Annotated in this window: 17 protein-coding genes; 9 read left to right on the plus strand and 8 right to left on the minus strand. The window is 62.7% G+C overall.

Annotated features, from left to right (window positions below):
- Positions 1–14 precede the first annotated feature (14 nt).
- Positions 15–479, plus strand: coding sequence for a hypothetical protein (locus PCO31010_RS17505; protein ID WP_150665380.1), 465 nt, complete (start codon positions 15–17; stop codon positions 477–479).
- A gap of 110 nt (positions 480–589) precedes the next feature.
- Here PCO31010_RS17505 and PCO31010_RS17510 read toward each other — a convergent pair whose 3' ends face one another.
- From PCO31010_RS17510 to uvrA, 5 genes are all read right to left on the minus strand, one after another.
- Positions 590–988, minus strand: a complete 399-nt coding sequence (locus tag PCO31010_RS17510; RefSeq protein ID WP_039395603.1) for a RidA family protein — start codon at positions 986–988, stop codon at positions 590–592.
- A complete protein-coding gene (locus PCO31010_RS17515) occupies positions 985–1965 on the minus strand; it encodes a threo-3-hydroxy-L-aspartate ammonia-lyase (RefSeq protein WP_150665381.1) in 981 nt (326 codons plus the stop codon). The genes PCO31010_RS17510 and PCO31010_RS17515 overlap by 4 nt, the downstream gene beginning before the upstream one ends.
- Entirely contained in the window at positions 1962–2636 is a 675-nt protein-coding gene (locus PCO31010_RS17520) for a helix-turn-helix transcriptional regulator (RefSeq protein ID WP_150665382.1), read from the minus strand. The genes PCO31010_RS17515 and PCO31010_RS17520 overlap by 4 nt, the downstream gene beginning before the upstream one ends.
- A gap of 100 nt (positions 2637–2736) precedes the next feature.
- Positions 2737–3765, minus strand: coding sequence for an AI-2E family transporter (locus PCO31010_RS17525; RefSeq protein ID WP_150665383.1), 1029 nt, complete (start codon positions 3763–3765; stop codon positions 2737–2739).
- 27 nt (positions 3766–3792) lie between these two features.
- The gene (gene uvrA, locus PCO31010_RS17530; RefSeq protein WP_150665384.1) at positions 3793–6657 is read right to left on the minus strand and encodes an excinuclease ABC subunit UvrA; all 2865 of its coding nucleotides are present in this window, start codon (positions 6655–6657) and stop codon (positions 3793–3795) included.
- Between the two features lie 520 nt (positions 6658–7177).
- Between uvrA and PCO31010_RS17535 the strand changes: the two genes are divergently transcribed.
- The 5 genes from PCO31010_RS17535 (at position 7178) to PCO31010_RS17555 (ending at position 13510) form a co-directional block, all read left to right on the plus strand.
- Positions 7178–8341, plus strand: a complete 1164-nt coding sequence (locus tag PCO31010_RS17535) for an MFS transporter (RefSeq protein ID WP_150665385.1) — start codon at positions 7178–7180, stop codon at positions 8339–8341.
- Positions 8342–8371: 30 nt separating this feature from the next.
- A complete protein-coding gene (locus PCO31010_RS17540) occupies positions 8372–8884 on the plus strand; it encodes a single-stranded DNA-binding protein (RefSeq protein WP_039395618.1) in 513 nt (170 codons plus the stop codon).
- Between the two features lie 201 nt (positions 8885–9085).
- Positions 9086–10294: a glycosyltransferase gene (locus PCO31010_RS17545; RefSeq protein ID WP_150665386.1), complete on the plus strand. Its 1209-nt coding sequence runs from the start codon at positions 9086–9088 to the stop codon at positions 10292–10294.
- A gap of 10 nt (positions 10295–10304) precedes the next feature.
- A complete protein-coding gene (locus PCO31010_RS17550; RefSeq protein WP_150665387.1) occupies positions 10305–11006 on the plus strand; it encodes a polysaccharide deacetylase family protein in 702 nt (233 codons plus the stop codon).
- A gap of 161 nt (positions 11007–11167) precedes the next feature.
- Positions 11168–13510 (plus strand): patatin-like phospholipase family protein, encoded by a 2343-nt coding sequence (locus PCO31010_RS17555; RefSeq protein WP_150665388.1) that lies wholly within the window; start codon positions 11168–11170, stop codon positions 13508–13510.
- Positions 13511–13516: 6 nt separating this feature from the next.
- Here the strand turns inward: PCO31010_RS17555 and PCO31010_RS17560 are convergent, their stop codons facing one another.
- The 3 genes from PCO31010_RS17560 to PCO31010_RS17570 all read right to left on the minus strand — a co-directional run bounded on the left by PCO31010_RS17560 (position 13517) and on the right by PCO31010_RS17570 (position 15990).
- Complete coding sequence (locus PCO31010_RS17560; RefSeq protein WP_150665389.1) at positions 13517–14656, minus strand: ATP-binding protein; 1140 nt, start codon at positions 14654–14656, stop codon at positions 13517–13519.
- Positions 14657–14695: 39 nt separating this feature from the next.
- Positions 14696–15400, minus strand: coding sequence for a response regulator (locus PCO31010_RS17565; RefSeq protein ID WP_150665390.1), 705 nt, complete (start codon positions 15398–15400; stop codon positions 14696–14698).
- Between the two features lie 206 nt (positions 15401–15606).
- Complete coding sequence (locus PCO31010_RS17570; RefSeq protein ID WP_246184659.1) at positions 15607–15990, minus strand: DoxX family protein; 384 nt, start codon at positions 15988–15990, stop codon at positions 15607–15609.
- 301 nt (positions 15991–16291) lie between these two features.
- Here PCO31010_RS17570 and PCO31010_RS17575 point away from each other — a divergent pair, with 301 nt between their 5' ends.
- The 3 genes from PCO31010_RS17575 (at position 16292) to PCO31010_RS17585 (ending at position 19507) form a co-directional block, all read left to right on the plus strand.
- Positions 16292–16996, plus strand: coding sequence for a GntR family transcriptional regulator (locus PCO31010_RS17575; RefSeq protein WP_150665392.1), 705 nt, complete (start codon positions 16292–16294; stop codon positions 16994–16996).
- A 469-nt stretch (positions 16997–17465) separates the two neighbouring features.
- Positions 17466–18533 carry a TauD/TfdA family dioxygenase gene (locus tag PCO31010_RS17580; protein WP_150665393.1) on the plus strand — a complete coding sequence of 356 codons (1068 nt, stop codon included), beginning with the start codon at positions 17466–17468 and terminating at the stop codon, positions 18531–18533.
- Between the two features lie 80 nt (positions 18534–18613).
- Positions 18614–19507: an ABC transporter substrate-binding protein gene (locus tag PCO31010_RS17585; protein ID WP_150665394.1), complete on the plus strand. Its 894-nt coding sequence runs from the start codon at positions 18614–18616 to the stop codon at positions 19505–19507.
- Positions 19508–19518: the final 11 nt, after the last annotated feature.

The raw sequence follows: 19518 nt of genomic DNA on the forward strand, positions 1-19518 counted from the left end.
GATGGAGATTCGTCATGGAAGTGAATACCCAAGCAACCGCTCAGAAAATCACGACGCCGGACATACAGCAGGCGGAGGCAACATCGCCGCCTGCGGAGGGTTTCGGTGCTGACTTTGAACAAACGCGAAATGTGGCTGAGGCGGAAGGCGGCACGGTAATGGCCGATTCGAAGATCGATCGTTCCGCCGAGCTTCGCGATGCACTATTGTCCCAGTACGGGAGTTCTGGCGAGACGGGGCAGTCGTCGGGCGTCCTTCGAAGTTCGCGTATGGCGAGCCCCTCGTCAACCGAAGATGAGCCGCTCCCAGAGGAAATGGAGAGTGAGATCACTCGAGTATTCGAGGAGTTGTTGGGCGTGCCGAAGTTCGAGCGCGAAGCGGCCTGGCGCGCGATGTGTGAAGAGAACACTGACGACGCGGAGATGGTCCGAATATTGGATATCGTGCGGGCGCGCCTGGCCGAACATGAGCTGATATAGAGGATATGGCGCTCTCAGACAAATGCCCGCGAAAGCGGGCATTTGTACTTTGATTCACACGAAGTGGTGCACCCCATGCGCCGTCTTGCGAGTCCCGACGCGCATGCGCTTCACCCCGCCAGCGCCGTCGCCTCGATCTCCACCGCAACGCCATGACTCAGCGCTGGCACCGGCACCACACAACGCGCCGGTTTCGCTTCGCCCGCCCACTCGGCGTAGACCTCGTTGAACGGACCCCAGTCGTCGACGTTCGTAATGTACACGCGCACCTGCACCAGACGGCTGACGCTCGTGCCGCAGGCGGCAAGGATGGCCGCCACGTTGTCCAGCGCCTGCTTTGCCTGCACGGCGAATGGCGCGCCGACCAGGCGCTCGCCCTCAGGCGTGACCGGCAACTGTCCCGAGACGAACACGAAGCCGTTCGCGCAAACCCCGTGCGAATAGTGGCCTCGCGGCGGTTGCAATGTCGGTACGTTCACCGATTCGATACCTCGTTCCTGCGTGCTCATACGGCCTCCCCGAGCGTAAGTTTTGCAAAGCGTGCGAGATCGACGTTGCCGCCAGACAGGATGACGCCCACGCGTTTGCCGCGAACGTCGACCTTGCCCTGCATCGCGGCAGCGGCCGCGAGACAACCCGTCGGCTCGACCACAATCTTCATGCGGCTCGCGAAGAACTTCATCGTCTGCACGAGTTCGTCGTCGGTCACGGTCAGGATGTCGTCCACCAGCGAGCGAATCACCGGGAACGTGTACTGACCGAGGTGCTGCGTCTGTGCGCCGTCGGCGATGGTGCGGGGCGTCTCGATTTGAACGATCTCGCCCGTGCGCAAGCTCTGCTGCCCGTCGTTCCCGGCCTCCGGCTCCACGCCGTAGATCTCGATATTCGGATTGAGCGCGCGCGCCGCGACGGCGCTGCCCGAGAGCAAACCGCCACCGCCCAGACACACCAGCAGCATGTCGAGTTCGCCGGCGTCTTCAATGAGTTCCTTGACGGCTGTGCCCTGACCGGCCATCACGTGCGGATGGTCGTACGGCGGGATCAGCGTCATGCCGCGTTCCTCGGCGAGACGCTTCGACAGCGCTTCGCGATCTTCCTTGTAGCGATCGAACAGGATCACTTCCGCACCGTACCCACGCGTGGCGTCGATCTTCATTTGCGGGGCGTCCTGCGGCATCAGGATGACGGCGGGCACGCCCAACTCGCGGGCCGACAATGCGATGGCCTGTGCGTGGTTGCCCGACGAGAACGCCAGCACGCCGCCGCGCTTCTGCTCGGCCGTGAACTGGGATATCGCGTTGTAAGCGCCGCGAAACTTGAACGCGCCCATGCGCTGGAAGTTCTCGGCCTTGAAGAAAAGGCGGGCGCCGGTCATGGCGTCGGCCGTGCGCGACGTGAGCACCGGCGTGCGATGCGCCGCTTCGCGAATCCGGTCGTGAGCGGCGACGACGTCGCCATACGTAATCGCCAACGTGGGGGTAGTCATGAGGAACCTTTCGGATCGGAGAGATAGGTGTAGACGGTCGAACGGGCGACGCCGAGCGTGCGCGCCACTTCGGCATGCGCGTGACGCAGGTCCAGCAGGCCACGCGCCTCGATGAGACGGATCGCTTCGCGGCGTTGCGCGAGCGTCAGGCCTTGCGGGGTGGTGTTGCGCTGCGCCGCGAAGTCGGCGATGAGCGGGCGGATGTCGTCGAGGCGTCGGCTGGCCAGCGTCTCGCTGACGGTGGCGGGTGCCTGATTGGGCACGCTCACCAGTTGCTGAATGCTCGCTGCCGCTGCCGCCAACATCGAAATGTCCATATTCAGACAGATGGCGGCGACGTACTCGCCCTCGCTGTTCTTCAGCCCGATGGACGTGCTCTTGGCCGGACGCCCATCCGGAAACCGGTTGGCGTAGTTCGCGATGACCTCGGGAAACGCCGGGTCGGCGATACGTGCAAGTCCCATCTCCGTGACGGCGTCGCCTGGCTCGCGACCTGACAGATTGTTGGCGATGGCCACGATGGCATGGTCGGGATCGGTCAGGTCGTGCAGCACCACTTCCACGAGCGGTGCGAAGGTCTGACCGAGCGCTTCGACGATCTTGCGTCCCTCACGCAATAGCAGCGTGTTCTCGTCGAGCTTGCCCGTAGCAGGAGATTTGGTGGATTTCATGATTTGACATTATGTCACTGGGTGACGAAATGTCAAATTCACATCAAAAAACACGCCCGGTGCCGGTGGGCAGCGGGCGTGGCTGTGTACAGTCAGGCGCTCAGACGAGCTTCTTTTCCGCCAGTTCGCTCTTGAGGTAGCCGTAGTAGATGGGCGCGGCGATCAACCCCGGTAGGCCGAATGCGGCCTCCATCACGATCATGGCCAGCAGCAGCTCCCAGGCACGCGACTGAATCTGCGTGCCGACGATGCGCGCGTTCAGGAAGTATTCGAGCTTGTGGATGACGATCAGGAAGACCAGCGCCGAGATCGCCACATACAGCGACACCGACAGACCGAGTACCACGATGAACGTGTTCGAGATCAGGTTGCCGACGACCGGCAGCAGGCCGACCACGAACGTCACCACGATCATCGTCTTGCGCAGCGGCAGGTGGATGCCGAACAACGGCAAGATACCGATCAGGAAGATGGCCGTGAAAACCGTGTTGATGAGCGAGATCTTCACCTGTGCGAAGACGATACGACGGAAGGCGTCGCCGAAGAGCGTCACGCGGCGGGTGAGTGCGGCGGCCAGCGGGCGCATGTGCTGCACCGGACGCACCGTCGACAGCGCCACGAGCGCGCCGAGCACCAGCCCGACGATGATGTGCACCATCGCGTTCAGCGCTTCCTTGCCGACAAGCGACATCTCCTGCGTGTGATCCTTCAGGAATTCCGTCACGGCCTGATGAATGTCGTCGGTATCCGCAGGTAGACGGTCGGTCACCCACATCGGCAGTTGCGAGCGCGCCTGCTCGATTGCCTCCATCATGCGGCCATTGATGTGTTCGAGGTGCCCCGCGTCGCTGCGGAAGAAGGTGATGATGCCGAACACCAGCGCCGTCATGAGGGCGACGATGAGTGCCGAGAGCAAGGCCACGGCGACCAGCCGTGCCCGCTCGCTGGAGATGCGCAATTGCAGGCGCGGCCCCAGCACATGGACAAGCTGATACACCACCATGCCCGCCAGCACCGCCGACAGCAGGTGGATACCGAGGATCAGCCAGAGGGCCACCGCCGCGAAGACATAACTTGCGGCTTCGACCCAGAAGTTCCGGTCCGGAGTCCAGCCAGAGCGCGGTTCCATGAGATGACGTCCTTTTCCGATGAAGCGTTACTTGCCACGCTTGAGCAACGGCGCCAGATACTTGCCGGTGAAGCTAGCCTTGCTCGCTGCGACTTGCTCGGGCGTGCCTTGCGCGATGATCTGCCCGCCACCCGCACCGCCTTCCGGCCCGAGATCGATCACCCAATCGGCCGTTTTGATCACGTCCAGATTGTGTTCGATGATGACGACCGTGTTGCCCTGATCGCGCAACCGGTGAATCACCGTCAGCAACAGTTCGATATCGTGGAAGTGCAGGCCCGTGGTCGGTTCGTCAAGGATATACAACGTTCGGCCCGTGTCGCGCTTGGACAGTTCGAGCGAGAGCTTCACGCGCTGCGCTTCGCCGCCCGAGAGTGTGGTGGCCGACTGACCGAGACGGATGTAGCCGAGACCGACGTCGAGCAGCGTCTTCAGCTTGCGCGCGACGACCGGCACCGGCTTGAAGAACTCGTGCGCCTGCTCGACCGTCATGTCGAGCACTTCCGAGATGTTGCGTCCCTTGTACTGGACTTCGAGCGTTTCGCGGTTGTAGCGTTTGCCGTGGCAGACGTCGCACGGCACGTACACGTCCGGCAGGAAGTGCATCTCGACCTTGATGACGCCGTCGCCCTGACAGGCTTCGCAGCGTCCGCCCTTCACGTTGAACGAGAAGCGGCCCGGGTCGTAGCCGCGTTCCTTGGCAGCGGGCACACCGGCGAACAGTTCGCGAATCGGCGTGAACAGCCCCGTGTACGTGGCAGGGTTCGAGCGCGGCGTGCGTCCGATGGGCGACTGGTCGACGTTGATGACCTTGTCGAAGTGCTCCAGCCCATCGATCTGCTCATACGGTGCCGGTTCGGCCGACGAGCCATACAGATGGCGCGCAACGGCGTGATACAGCGTGTCGTTGATGAGCGTGGACTTGCCCGAGCCGGACACGCCCGTCACGCACGTCAACAGACCGACAGGCAGGTCCAGATTGACGTTCTTCAGATTGTTGCCCGTGGCGTCGACGATGCGCAGATAGTCCTCGCCCGGCGCACGACGCTCGGTCGGCACTTCGATGCGCCGTGCGCCCGAGAGGTACTGGCCCGTCAGCGATTCCGCGGCATTCTCGATCTGCTCGGGGCTGCCCTGCGCAATCACAGTGCCGCCGTGAATGCCCGCGCCGAGTCCCATGTCGACGACGTAGTCGCTCGCGAGAATCATGTCCTCGTCGTGTTCGACCACGATCACCGAGTTGCCGAGATCGCGCAGGTGCTTGAGCGTGCCGATGAGACGGTCGTTATCGCGCTGATGCAGACCGATGGACGGCTCGTCGAGCACATACATCACGCCCGTCAGGCCCGAACCGATCTGCGACGCGAGACGAATCCGTTGCGCCTCACCGCCCGAGAGCGTATCGGCGCTACGTTCCAGCGAAAGGTAGTCGAGACCGACGTTATTCAGGAACGTGAGACGCGCCACGATTTCCTTGACGATCTTGTCGGCAATCTCGCGCTTCGCGCCGTGCAGCACCAGCTCGTGGAAGTAGCCGAGCGTTTCGCGCAGCGGCAGATTGCCGATCTCGTAGATGGCACGTGCCTGCTTGTCTTCGCCGACTTTGACGAAGCGCGCCTCGCGACGCAGACGGCTACCTTCGCAATCGGGGCAAGCGCGGTTGTTCTGATACTTGGCGAGTTCTTCGCGCACGGCGACCGAGTCGGTTTCGCGATAGCGCCGCTCAAGGTTCGGAATGATGCCTTCGAAGGCATGCGAGCGCACCGACGTGCGGCCCTTCTCGTTCACGTAGGTGAACGGAATCTCCTGCTCGCCTGAGCCGTAGAGCACGATCTTCTGCGTCTCTTCCGGCATCTCCTCGAAGGGCGTGTCGACGTCGAAGTCGTAGAACGCCGCGAGGCTTTGCAGCATCTGGAAGTAGAACTGGTTGCGACGGTCCCAGCCCTTGATCGCACCGGACGCGAGCGATAGTGCGGGGAAGGCGACGACGCGCTTCGGATCGAAGAACGTCATCTGTCCCAGACCGTCGCAGGTCGGGCATGCGCCCATCGGGTTGTTGAACGAGAACAGACGCGGTTCGAGTTCCTGCAACGAATACGAGCACACCGGGCACGCGAACTTCGAGCTGAAGACGTGTTCCTTGTCCGTATCCATTTCCAGCGCAATCGCGCGGCCGTCGGCCAGACGCAGCGCCGTCTCGAACGACTCGGCCAGACGTTGCTTCAGATCGGCGCGCACTTTGATGCGGTCGATGACCACGTCGACGGAGTGTTTTTCCGTCTTCTTGAGCTTGGGCAGCGATTCAATGTCGTACACGCGTGCCGTGCCTTCGTTGGCCGCGCCGCCGCCCGAGCGGATGCGAAAGCGCACGAAGCCCTGTGCCTGCATCGATTCGAAGAGGTCGGCATGCTCACCCTTGCGATCGACGACGATGGGCGCGAGGATCATGAGCTTGGTGTCTTCTGGCAGCGCGAGCACGGCGTCGACCATTTGCGAAACGCTTTGCGATTCGAGCGGCAGTCCGTGATCGGGGCAGTACGGGGTACCCACGCGCGCATAGAGCAGACGCAGGTAGTCGTGAATTTCGGTGACCGTGCCGACGGTCGAGCGCGGGTTGTGCGACGTGGCCTTCTGCTCGATCGAGATCGCAGGCGAGAGGCCTTCGATGAGATCGACGTCGGGCTTTTCCATCAGTTGCAGGAACTGACGGGCATACGCCGACAGGCTTTCGACATAGCGACGCTGACCTTCCGCGTAAAGCGTATCGAAAGCGAGCGACGACTTGCCGGAGCCCGACAGGCCGGTGATCACCACAAGCTGGTGACGCGGCAGGTCGAGATTGACGTTCTTGAGGTTGTGGGTACGAGCCCCACGAATACGAATGGTTTCCATTGACGGTTCCGGGTCGTCGCCGAGGAATCCGCGCGGCGAATTGTCGCGGGGCGGTTTCCGGCCCCCAAGAGCCTGAGTTTCCCGGGACGTCGGACCGCGCCGGCACGGCGTTGGCCGGGCATCGACGCAGCAGGCGGCGGGAGCGGTCGGGCGGGCCGCTGGGGGGAAATCAGGGCGGCTAAACCTGCTAATATACCTAAGTTTGATTGCCGGGGCTGATCCCTGCTGACGGGCTGCCTCGGGCGCCGATGCGGCATGGGAGGCAGATGGGGACGAACCGCCCGATTTCCAGAGGCTGGCGTCCGACCGTTCTGCCAAGCCTAGCGGGCCTGTTGGGCATTCCGGACCCTACCGGGTCTCGTTTGCGAACCTGCCAGGCGGGGCGACACACCCCGTCGTCCGAATGCAAACATCAGACAATTCCGAGGCCGCAAGCGCTTTTTCCATCTCTCAGGACGTAATGTCGACTGATTCCGTGACTTCCGCATCTCCTGCCTCGACACGCGGCCGAGGGGGCCGCATGACCCCGCTAGAAGTGCGCGCCAGCGCGTCGCTCGCGGGGATTTTTGCATTGCGCATGCTCGGGCTGTTCCTGATCATGCCGGTGTTCTCGGTCTTCGCACAGACGATTCCGGGCGGTAACGACACCTTCCTTGTCGGCCTGGCCATCGGTATCTACGGTCTGACGCAATCCCTGCTCTATATCCCGTACGGGTGGGCGTCCGATCGCCTCGGGCGCAAGCCTGTGATCATCTTCGGACTGATCGTGTTCGCGATCGGCTCGCTGGTGGCGGCGATGGCGCACGATCTGACGTGGATCATCGTCGGCCGCGCGATTCAGGGGGCCGGGGCGATCTCGTCGGCCGTCATGGCCTGTGTGGCGGATCTGACGAGCGACGCGAACCGTACCAAGGCGATGGCGATGATCGGTGGCAGCATCGGCGTGTCGTTTGCCGTGGCTATCGTGTGTGCGCCGTTCCTGTATCACTGGCTGGGCATGAGCGGCTTGTTCTCGGCCATCGGCATACTTGCGGTGCTGGCGATTTTCGTGGTGCTGTGGGTGGTGCCCACGCCGCCCATCCACGCCAAGGCTGGGCCTGCGCCATTCTCGGAAGTGCTGCATAACCCGGAACTGCTGCGTCTGAACTTCGGCGTGTTCGTGCTGCACGCGACGCAGACGGCGCTCTTCGTGGCGATGCCGCGCATGCTGGTCGCGGCCGGATTGCCGGTGGCGCAGCACTGGGAGATTTACCTGCCGGTGATGGGGCTGTCGTTCATCGCGATGGTGCCCGCGATCATCGCCGCGGAAAAGCGCGGCAAGATGAAGGCCGTGCTGCTCTCGGCGATTGCACTGGTGGCCATTGCGCAGGTGGCGCTCGGCGGATTGCCGCCGACGGTCGGTGTGATTGCCGTGGTGCTGTTCGTGTACTTCCTGGGCTTCAATGTGCTCGAAGCATCGCAACCGTCGCTGGTGTCGAAGCTGGCGCCGGGACAGCGTAAGGGCGCGGCTGTCGGGGTGTACAACACGACTCAGGCACTCGGCTTGTTCTGCGGTGGAGCGCTAGGGGGTTTTCTGATGACCCACTACGGTCAAAACGCAATCTTCCTGACTTGTGCGGCCGGTGCTTTCGTGTGGCTTATAATCGCCGCACCGATGAGGACCCCTGCGCCTCGTCAATCCTGATCGGATTTCAGCAATACCGGAGAAAGATTTATGGCATCAGTCAACAAAGTGATTCTGGTCGGCAATCTGGGTGCCGACCCCGAAGTCCGCTACATGCCGAGCGGCGATGCGGTTGCGAACATTCGTCTGGCGACGACCGACCGTTACAAGGACAAGCAGTCCGGCGAATTCAAGGAAATGACGGAATGGCACCGTGTGTCGTTCTTCGGCCGTCTGGCGGAGATCGTCAACGAGTACCTGAAGAAGGGCTCGTCGGTGTACATCGAAGGCCGTATCCGTACGCGCAAGTACCAGGCGCAGGACGGCACGGAGCGTTACAGCACGGAAATCGTGGCTGACCAGATGCAGATGCTGGGTGGCCGTAGCGGCGGCGGTGAAGGTGGCGGCGGTGGCGGCTACTCGCGCGGCGGTGGTGGCGACGAAGGCGGTGGCGGCGGTTACTCGCGTGGTGGCGGCGGTGGCGGCGGCGGTGCCCGTCAGCAAGCCCCGGCCAAGCAATCCGGCGGCGGTTTCGACGACATGGACGACGATATTCCGTTCTGAGTCGAGACGACCGGGGCGAAATCTCGCCCCGTCGACAAAACCCGGCAAGCGTTGCGCTGCCGGGTTTTTTTGCGTCCATACGTTCACTCACCAGTACGCCCGTACGCCCGGCAACAAAACGAAACAAAACTCATTGAGTCTCGACACCGTCCCGCCCCGGGTCTCTCTACCATTCGTGGAGACACCATCGGGTCGGAACGCATGAAGATTCTTTACACCAACTTTCACGTCGGTTGCGGCGGCGGGCAGGACACCTACGTCCGGGAACTCGCGCTCGCCATGAGCCGCGACCATGAGATCACTGTCGCTACGCCTCCCGGTAGCTGGCTCGGTGAGCAGATCAAGCGGCTGCCGCGCATCACTTCGGTCGACATCGATTTCAAACCACGCTGGTATCGCTTCTGGCAAGAGACGCTGCGCCTGCGTCGGCTGATTCGCGAGCACCGCTTCGATGTCGTGCACGTCAACGGTTCTCCCGATCATCGTCAGGTCATGCTGGCCGTCGCCGGGCTGACGGTGCGCCCGGAAATCGTCTTCACCAAACACAACACCTATCCCGTCAACTCGTTCGGCAACTGGTTGCGCGCGAGTTTCGGCACGAGCCGGACCATCGCCGTGAGCGATTACGTCCGCACGATGCTCAGACGCGAGTCGTCCTATCCGAACATCGTGGTGATCAAACACGGCGTGCGTTCGCCGGGTGCCGAACTGCTCAACGAGGAGGAGCGCCTGCGCCGTCGCTCGGCTCTGCTCGGCGCAAGCGCAGACGACAGCATCGTGCTCGGCAGTGCGGCGGGCACGGGCGAGGCGAAGGGATGGGCCGACCTCGTCGTAGCGCTCACACTGTTGCCCGAAGCGACACGTCAGCGCTTTCGTGTCTGGCTCGCGGGCACCGAGCCGAGCATCGAGCAACGTGCGATGGTCGAGGAGTGCGGTCTCGACGCGCAGATCCTCTTCACAGGGCCGATCAACCACGTCCACCATCTGCTCGCAGCGACCGATGTCGCGTTCGTCCTCTCCTATCACGAGAGCCTGTCGTATGCGTGCCGCGAAGCGATGGCCGCTGGCTGTGCCAGCCTCGTGACGAAGGTCGGCGGACTGCCGGAAAACGTTACCCCTTGGGTAGACGGCTGGATTGTGCCGCCGCGTGATCCGCAAGCCATCGCCAACGTGCTGATGCACATCGCCGACAAACCGGAGCGCATGCGGCACATGGGGCACATGGCACGGATGAAGGGACGCACCGAGTTCGATTTCGACGATTTCGTCGGGGCGACCTACGGCGTGTATCTGGACGCCACCGCCGCGCGCGTCAGGTCGCAACCCCCGACGCGCGCGAATCTCTCGATGCGTCAGTGGCTCCGCATTGCACTGCGTCGTCAGAGACGCAATCAGAAGCGAGCCGCCTGAGGCCCCTGCCATGTCGGTTCCGATTCTGATGTATCACCAGATTTGCACAGTGCCGCCGCACGACAATCCGCTGCGCGGGCTGTGCGTCGACCCCGATACGTTTGCGTCGCAGATGGCCTGGCTTCGCCGCTTCGGCTATCAGGGCCTGAGCATGTGCGAGCTTCAGTTGTATCTTCGTGCACCGGGGCGCGCCAAAGTGTTCGGCATCACGTTCGACGACGGCTTCCAGAACGTCTTCGATCACGCGATGCCGGTGCTCGATTCGGTGGGCTTCACGGCGACCTGCTATTTCGTGGCAGATCATCTGGGCGGGACCAATCACTGGGACGCCCACCTCGTCCCGTCCCCCGCGCCGCTCATGGACCGCGACCGGCTCCTGACGTGGATGCGTCGCGGGCACGAGGTCGGCGCGCACACGCTCAATCACGTGTCGCTGCCGGACCCGACGCTGGACGACGCTGCGGCAGAGATCGTCGGCGCCAAGCACCAACTCGAATCGATTTGCGGGACGAACATCGAGGCGTTCTGCTACCCGTATGGCAACGTCACCCGACACGTGCGCGACATCGTCGAGCGCGCCGGGTATCGCAACGCCACGACCACGCGACGCGGTCGGGTCGACCGTGACGACGACCCCTTCCTTCTGCCCCGTCTCGCCGTCGCGCCGGATGTCGGCCCCTTCCGCCTGTTGTTCAAGTGTCTGGCGAGCTAGCGCACGCCGCATCAAATCGGGACGGTCGACCGTCCGTCGGAACACTGCCCGCCTGACTGATCCCATACACGCAGCCTGCGGGATTTGTGTCGCTTTTTTGGTCCATTAGGTGAAACGGAAAGCGGGTATTCTTGCGTTTTTCCCAAATCTCACCGTAAGCCATGAGCCGTTTCCCCAAACTTCATCTGCGCGACGGGGACGGTTTTCGCTGGCTCGGCGCGTGCCTGCTGCTCGGTGGGTTGTTCGTCCTGCTCACCCCGGCGGCGCGGGCTGCAACGCCCACTGCACCCGCGACACCCGGGACGATCTGTCGCGTCGAAGGCGGCGATCCGGGCCGTCCGTCGGTCGGGTTGGTGCTTTCGGGCGGCGGTGCGCGAGGCTACGCACACCTCGGCGTGCTCAAGGTGCTCGAAGACAATCGCATTCCGGTGGACTGCGTCGCGGCGACGAGCATGGGCGCAGTCGTCGGCGGCTTGTACGCGAGCGGCCTGAGTGCGTCCGACATGCGCGCTCGTCTCGAACACGTGAACCTCGCGGACGTTGCGTTCGACGTCACCGATCGCAGCGATCTTCCGCAGTCGCAGCGCGAAGACGAGCGTTACTACGTCGATAGCTTCTCCCTTGGCTTCGGTCGCAACGGCTTCCAGTTGCCGTCGGGGCTGGTGCATGGCAACCGGCTTCAGGCCCTGTTGCAGGAGTGGACGCCGAACATCGGCGGCTCAGTGTCGTTCGACAAGCTCCCCGTGCCGTTCCGCGCGATTGCCGCCGACTTGCAGACCGGCCAGATGGTCGTGCTCGATCACGGCTCGTTGCCGCAGGCCATTCGCGCGAGCATGGCGCTGCCCGGTCTCTTCTCGCCGGTGGACGTCAATGGCCGCACGCTGGTCGACGGCGGCATCGTCAGCAACCTGCCGATCGAGACGGCGCGCTCGATGGGGGCGGATGTCGTGATTGCCGTGGACATCGGCTCGCCGCTGCGCCCGCTGAACGCGCTGTCGTCGCCAGCGGACGTGTTCCAGCAAATGGTCGGCATTCTGATTCGCCAGAACGTGGCGCGCCAGCGCGAGCAGCTTCGCGCAACCGACGTGCTGATTCAGCCCGATCTCGGCCGTCTGACATTCACCGACTTCGAGAACGCGCCACAGGGCATCGCGGCGGGCGAAGCCGCTGCACAGGCCGCGCTGCCACAGCTTCAGCGGCTCGCGCTGAGTCCTGAGCAATATGCCACGTGGCGTGCTGCGCACGGCAAGGCGGCGGCGCAAGCGGTACGCATCACGAAGGTCGAGATCAACTCGCGCGGGGTGGTGCCAGCGAAGCGCATCCGGGCGGCGCTGCATGTAAAGGAGGGCGACGTCTACGATCCGGCCGCAGTGAACAAGGATCTGCTCGCGCTCGTCAACGAGGACGATTTCGAGAGCGTCACGCAGCAAATGGTGGAAGAGAACGGCGAGCACAAGCTCGTCATCACCGCACAGGAAAAGCGCTGGGGACCGAACTTCCTGCTGTTCGGCCTCGGCTTGTCGGCGACGTCGAAGGAAGAGGGCAGCTTCCGTCTGCACCTCGGCTATCGCCGTCCGTGGTTGACGAGCAGCGGTCTCGAAGCCCGTGCCGACGCCACGCTCGGCAGCGACGTCCTAGCGTTTCATGGTGAGTTGCGTCAACCGTTCGCCAACCCGTGGGGCGCTTACATCGCGCCGTACGTGGAGATTCAGCGCCGTCACGCCAACGTGTACGACGAGTCGGGCGATATCAGACTCACGCGGTATCGCCTCACCACGGAGCGTGCCGGTGTCGACATTGGCTTCCCGATAGCGACGCTGGGCGACTTCCGTGTCGGTCTGGTGTATGCGCACGGCACGGCGGTGCCTCAATACAACCTGCCGATCGGCAACGATGACGACGATACACAGTCGACGCAGCAACTGCTCTTCCCCGACATTTACGGACGTCAGTTGAGCGCTCGCGCAAAGCTGGTGATCGACCAGCTCGACGACCCGCAATTCGCCCGTCGCGGTTACTTCACGGAGTTGCGCGCAGAGCGGTCGTTGTTCGCGGGAAGCAACAGCTACACCGAGGTGTACGGCAAGGGCATGGTGGCGATGAGCTACGGGCGACACAGCGTGAGCGCCACGGTGGAGGCGGGCAACAACTTCGGCGGCACCAACGTGACGAACCCGCTCGGCTTCACGCTCGGTGGCTTCCAGCACTTGTCCGCGTACGCCGCAGATCAGTTGGCGGGCAATTCCATGATGTACGGGAACATCACGTACATGAACCGGATTGCGTCGTTCAGCGCATCGCCGATCCGGCGTCTGTTCGTCGGGGTGAGCGTGGAAGCGGGCAATGTCTGGGCGGTGGACGACTCCTTCGGCAGCGGTTCGCTCAAGCGCAGCGTCACCGTCTTTACCGCACTCACGACGTCGTTCGGCCCGATCTACTTCGGTGTGGCGTTCGCGCCGGGCGGACGCAACAACGTCTACTTCCAGCTGGGACGTACGTATTGAGTTGGCTTAAGACGTTACCGAGGGAGCGCCGGTGGGCGTGATGGCGGGCCAGCTGATTTCGAAGCGCGCCCCGCCCAGGGTGACGGGATCGGTAGCGGCAACGTTGCCGTTATGTGCCTGCATGACCTGCTGCGTGATGGCGAGACCGAGTCCGTAACCGCCGGTGCGGCGGTCGAGTCGCACGAAAGCGTCGAAGATTCGTTTGCGGTCGTCCGGCGGAATGCCGGGGCCGTCGTCTTCCACGTAGATGCCGATGTTCCCGTGACGCAATTGCATCCCCACGACGATGCGCGAGCGCGCATACCGGCTCGCATTGCGCAGCAGATTGCGCATGGCGTATGCCATCAGTCGTTTATCCATGACGACCTGATACGACGGCGCGAGATTGCACTCCAACGTGATGTCGCGCTCGGCGTAGAGCAGGGAGGCGTCGCGTACCTGATTGGCGAACCAATGCGCAACCGACGTGGTTTCCAGATTCGACTGAAGCGAGCTGTACTCCAGTCGCGCGAAAGTCAGACTCATGTCGATGAGTTCGTCGAGTTCGGTCACGTCCAGATCGATGCTCGCCAGCGCTTGCTGACATGCGTCGGCAGACGACGTCGGGTCGCGCAATATCTCGAGTGCGAAGCGCAGACGCGCGAGCGGTGTGCGCAGTTCGTGCGAGATGCCGTTGGTCAGATCGCGCTGTGTGGCGATCAGCTTTTCCATGCGCTCGGCCAGCGCGTTGAGCGTGCGCGCCAGCGGACCGATGATGACGCTGTACGACTCTTTAGCGCGCGTATGGAAGCGGCCGCCGCTGAAGTCGATGGCACGCTCGCGCACCATCACGAGGTCGACCCAGACCGGGCGCATCCACCGATACGCGACGATGGCAGGCAACAGCAGCGTGCTCAGTACCACGGGCACCAGAAAATGGGCCGTCCCCAGACTCGTGCGCCATACGCTGTCCGGCGCGTTAAACAGGATGAAGAGCGCCGGGACGGCGAGCACCAGCAGACAAAGCCCCAGCAGGTTCGTGTACGTGCGCACGAACAGCCGCGACCAACTCGGACGCCGGTCGGCGCGCGTGTCGGTCCATGAACGACGAAATCGCTGCCACCGCAGCCGGCAGTATCGATAGGGCTGGAAAGGGTTGGCGGGCATGATGTGCGCCGGGCTGGCCGGTCGTGAGGTCGTGCCGGGTCAGTCCCAGCAGGATTTGTTGAGTTGATACCCCTTGCCGCGAACCGTCAGAATGCATTGCGGGGCGGTGGGATCGTCGTTGAGTTTGCGTCGCAGCTTGTAGATGCCGCCGTCCACCGAGCGGTCGATGCCGTCGAACTCCACGCCGCGCAAGTGACGCACCAGCGCGTCGCGCGTCACCACTTCACCCGCCGAGCAAGCGAGTGCCCAGAGCAGATCGAATTCGGCGGAGGTCAGGTCGGGCTGCTTGCCATTCGGCAGCGTGACGGACCGGGTGCCCCGGTCGATGCGGCACCGGCCGAGCGTGATGCTCTCCGGGGAGTTGCTCGCGGGAATGAGGTGCTCGTTGCGACGCAACTGCGCCTTGATGCGGGCGAGCAGCACACGCGGCTCCACCGGCTTGTGGACGTAATCGTCGGCGCCCAGCTCCAGTCCCAGCACTTCGTCGAATTCCTCGTCGCGCGCCGTCACCATGATGACGATGCCGCGATACTGCGCGCGTGCTTCACGACAAATCTCGAAGCCGTCCTTGCCCGGCAGATTGACGTCGAGAATCACCAGATCGGGGCGGCGGCGCAGGATCGTTTGCACGGCCCGAGCGCCATCTAGCACGCATTCGACCTGATAGCCGTGCTTCTGAAGGTAGCCGCAAACCAGGGCGGACAGACGGGCGTCGTCTTCAACGAGGAGGATGCGGGCGGACATGTGGATGCTGAAGGGAGATGGCGCGAGTGTAACGATTTCTGTCGCGCTGGTATTGCCTGGCGACAAAACTCGACAATTCTCCAACGTCGATGCGTTGTGTTTTCGGCATCTGCTTAATAAAGAACACCCCGAGGGCCGTGAGCCTCTCGGGGTGTTCCCCGGGCGCGCGCCCGAGCGACTCGCCCGGGCACGCCGGGCCGAAGGTTTTACGTCTTCGACGACGTGTCCGGTTGTGCGACCAGCAGAAGGAAGCCACCGGCAATCGCAATGTTCTTGAAGAAGTTGTTCAGTTGACCGCTGAATTGCGCGGGGTCGGCGGCCCAGAACTTATGACCGATGAGGGCCGTTGCGACGGTGTAGATCGCGAGCAGCAGCGCCAGCGGCTTGAGACGCCAGCCCAGAATCAACGCGATGGCACCACCGGCTTCGATCAGGATGACCAGCGCGGTCACGACTTCGGCAAAGGGCAGACCGATGGCGGCGAAATAGCCGACGGTCGCCTTGAAGGCGAAGATCTTGCGAACCCCGGCGATCAGGAACAGGGCCGACATCAGCACCCGTGCAAACCACTGAATGTTGAAACGATGCATGGTGATTGTTTTCATCCAAAAGCGAATTTCATTCGACAAAGACGTCGGCATTGATGCGTTCCTGCGTGATGTGCTGTCGCAGGTGGCGCTCATCATATCGATGCGATACGCGGCACGAAATACCTGCCCGGGAAACTTTAAGTTGCATGGACGGAACAATCGACGTGAAACCTTTGAAGGGACACGCGATCACCGGATGTCCAAGAAATGCTCAATCATGCGATGACGTCGAAACGTATACGGAAATAGGAATTTGTATAATCGACGCGTTATCCACTTCGGCCTCGACGGGTTCTGCGCTGTGACCAAATCCTCTCGCGAAGACGCGACCGGCAACCTCGCCGCCACTGCCACGCTCGATGAAGCTTCGCTCTCGACGGCGGACCGGGCTTACGACGCCATTCGCCGTCAGATCGTATCGGGCGAATTGCCGGAAGGCGCACCGATTCGTCAGGACGAGATTGCGGCGCAAATGGGCGTGAGCAAGATTCCGGTACGTGAGGCGCTGATGCGTCTGCAATCCGAGGGATGGGTGTCGCTCAAGCGTCATTCGGGGGCGATTGTTTCGCCGCTCACGGTGCACGATTGCGTCGAGATGCTCGACATGCGCATCGCACTCGAATGCCGTGCGCTTGAGATTGCGGTGCCGAACATGGCGCCGAGCGATCTCGCGCTGGCCGAACAATTGTTGAAACGCTACGCGAAGGCCGACACACCGCAATCGTGGAGCGATCTGAATCTCGCATTCCATCAGGCACTTTACGCACCGGCGAATCGCCCGCGCCTCGTCGCCACGGCGCAGGCCGCACAAGAGCGCATGGGACGTTTTCTGCGCGCACACCTCTCGGCCGTCAACGACCACCAGCGCTCGACCGACGAACACATCGCCATCCATCAGGCCTGCGCTGCGGGCGATACGAAAACCGCTGTGCGTCTGCTGCGCAAACACCTCGAACAAACGCAACGCGAAGTGATGGCGTATTTCCGGTTGAACGGGAAGGCGTAAGCACGCCGTATAATCCGTTCTAACAACGCTGGGAACGCCTCTCGAAGACGCGCAACATCCAGAGCTGAAGGAGAAAGGGGAGTGCGAAAGCACTCCCCTTTTTCGTTTTCAGCTCTCTTCGTGCGCTCAAAATCGTATACGAAAATAATAAATGATATACGGACTCAATTTTGTTCGCGTATAGTCCATGTGACCGGGGTTTTGCGTACCCGGCTGTTCGGGCAGTCCCGCGCGGGGCTATGAGCCCGAAACTTGTCTCGTCTGTCGTCTGCCAGAGAGGCGCTGCGCGCGCCCGCACTGCGATGTAGAGCGCACCCAGGACACCTCGCCGCTGTGTTGTTTTCCAGCGCTAGGACTTTCCCTGATCCGACGCAACCCCTGATTGCCGGAATCGAAAAGCTGGGTGTAATGTCTTTACATGTATATACAACGCAGGACGAACTACTCATTACATCTATCAGGAGGTTTCATGTCCGAGTCGAAGAGTCTTCAGGGCGCTGCCGTCTGGCGCGGTGCCGAAATGGTGAACAACGACCGTTGGGTCAAGACATTCCCGGCACACGTGCTCGATCAGATCGATGCCGCACTGGCGCAAACGCGCAACGTCGACTGGCGCGACATCAATCGTCAGAACTTCCCGCTGCCCGATGCGGGCGCGTTCTTCGACGACGTTCGTGAAGAACTCGAAAACGGCTCCGGCATGGTCAAGATTCGTGGTCTCGACGTCAGCCGCTATGACGCCGAACAACTGCGTCGCATCTGGTACGCGCTGGGCGCACACCTCGGCACGCCGATGTTCCAGAACTGCCGTGGCGAGGTCATGCGCGAGATCAAGGACGAAGGCATGGGCGTCGGTGCGAAGCTCTACGGCGCGACCGTCGACAGCTCGGGCAAGCAATTCCTCTCCTCCGGCGCACGTACGCTCTCGCCGGGACAATTGCGCTTTCACACGGACCGCTGCGACGTGGTCGGTCTGCTGTGCGTGCGTCAGGCATCGGAAGGCGGTGTGAGCAAGCTGGCGAGCAGCGCGACCGTCTACAACGAGATGCTCAAGCGCCGTCCGGATCTGCACGCGCTGTTGTGCAATGCGATTCCGCGCAGCCGTTTCGGCGAGGAAGCCGGTGGCGAACACATCGCTTACGACCTGCCGATTTTCGGCGTGCGAGACGGCAAGCTGACGAGCCACTTCTCGCTCACCTATATTGAGAACGCCCAGATGCTGCCGGGCGTGCGCAAGCTCAGCGACGCCGAGCACGAAGCCATCCAGATGCTCATGGCGCTGGCCGAAGAAGAGTGCTTCCAGATGCGTTTCGCGCCGGGCGACATTCAGTTGTTGAACAATCACATCGTGTACCACGGCCGCACGGCTTTCGTGGACGATGTGCAGACCGGTCAGGACCGCATGCTCATGCGCCTGTGGCTGTCGATGCCGAACTCCCGTGCCCTGCCCGACGATCACGCCGTTCTCTGGGGCGATGTCGCCTCGGGCAAGCCGCATGGCGGCATCGCTCAACCGGCTGCGGCATTGCCCGCCTGACACACTGGGATACTGAACCACTGAAGCCCCCGCGCTCGCGCCCCGAATCACATACCAAAGACGCAAGGAGAGACCCCCTCATGAAACCGATCGAACAGCAGGACAACAACCGCGCAACCCGCAAGTCGACTCATCTGCGCTCGCTGCTCATTCCGCTCGTGCTGGGCGGCCTCTGCGTCTTGTCGACGGCAGCCTCCGCAGCGCCCGACTTCGGCAATTGCCAGGTCACCGGCACGCGCGGCTCGGTCAAGCTCGAAACGGTCACGCCGGGCGCACTGTCGGTGCGTCCCGTGCTGCCCGCACCGGGCTGGTGGAACGGCGATTCGCCCGACACCATCAAGGACGGCTTCGAGTACTGCATGGCCGCCAACATGGCCTATCGCGCCGGTCTGGATCGCGTGATCGTCGTCAATCGCTCGTTCGCGCAAGTCGTGACGGGGCAGGCCAAGGGCTTCGATATCGCGCTGAGCGAAATCACCATCACCGACGAGCGCAAGAAGGTCGTCAACTTCACCGATCCGTACTTCAGCTCGGATCAGGGCGTTCTCGTGAAGACGGGCACCAAGGTCGACAAGGACAGCATTAAGAAGATGCGTCTGGGCGTGAAGCAGGGCACCACGATCCTGCCGTATCTGACGGACAAGGTGAAGGTCGCCGAACACCCGAAGGTCTACACGGACGCCGCTGCCATGTACGCCGCACTCGCCGCCGGTCAGGTCGACGCTGTGCTGTATGACACGCCGAACGTGCTGTCCATTGCGAAGAAGTCCGAAGGCCGCTTTGAAGTCGTCGGCCGCTATGACACGAGCGAACAGTGGGGTGGTCTCGTCAACAAGGATTCGCCGAATCTGGCCGCCTTCAACAAGTTGATAGCCGAGATGAAGAAGGACGGCACGTTCGACCGTCTGGCCACGCAGTACCTCGTGCCGAGCCTCGGTGCCGATCCCGCCAAGCTGCCGATCCTGACGCCGTGAGGTCGGGGCGA

Source organism: Pandoraea commovens (genome assembly GCF_902459615.1).
Lineage (GTDB): Bacteria > Pseudomonadota > Gammaproteobacteria > Burkholderiales > Burkholderiaceae > Pandoraea > Pandoraea commovens.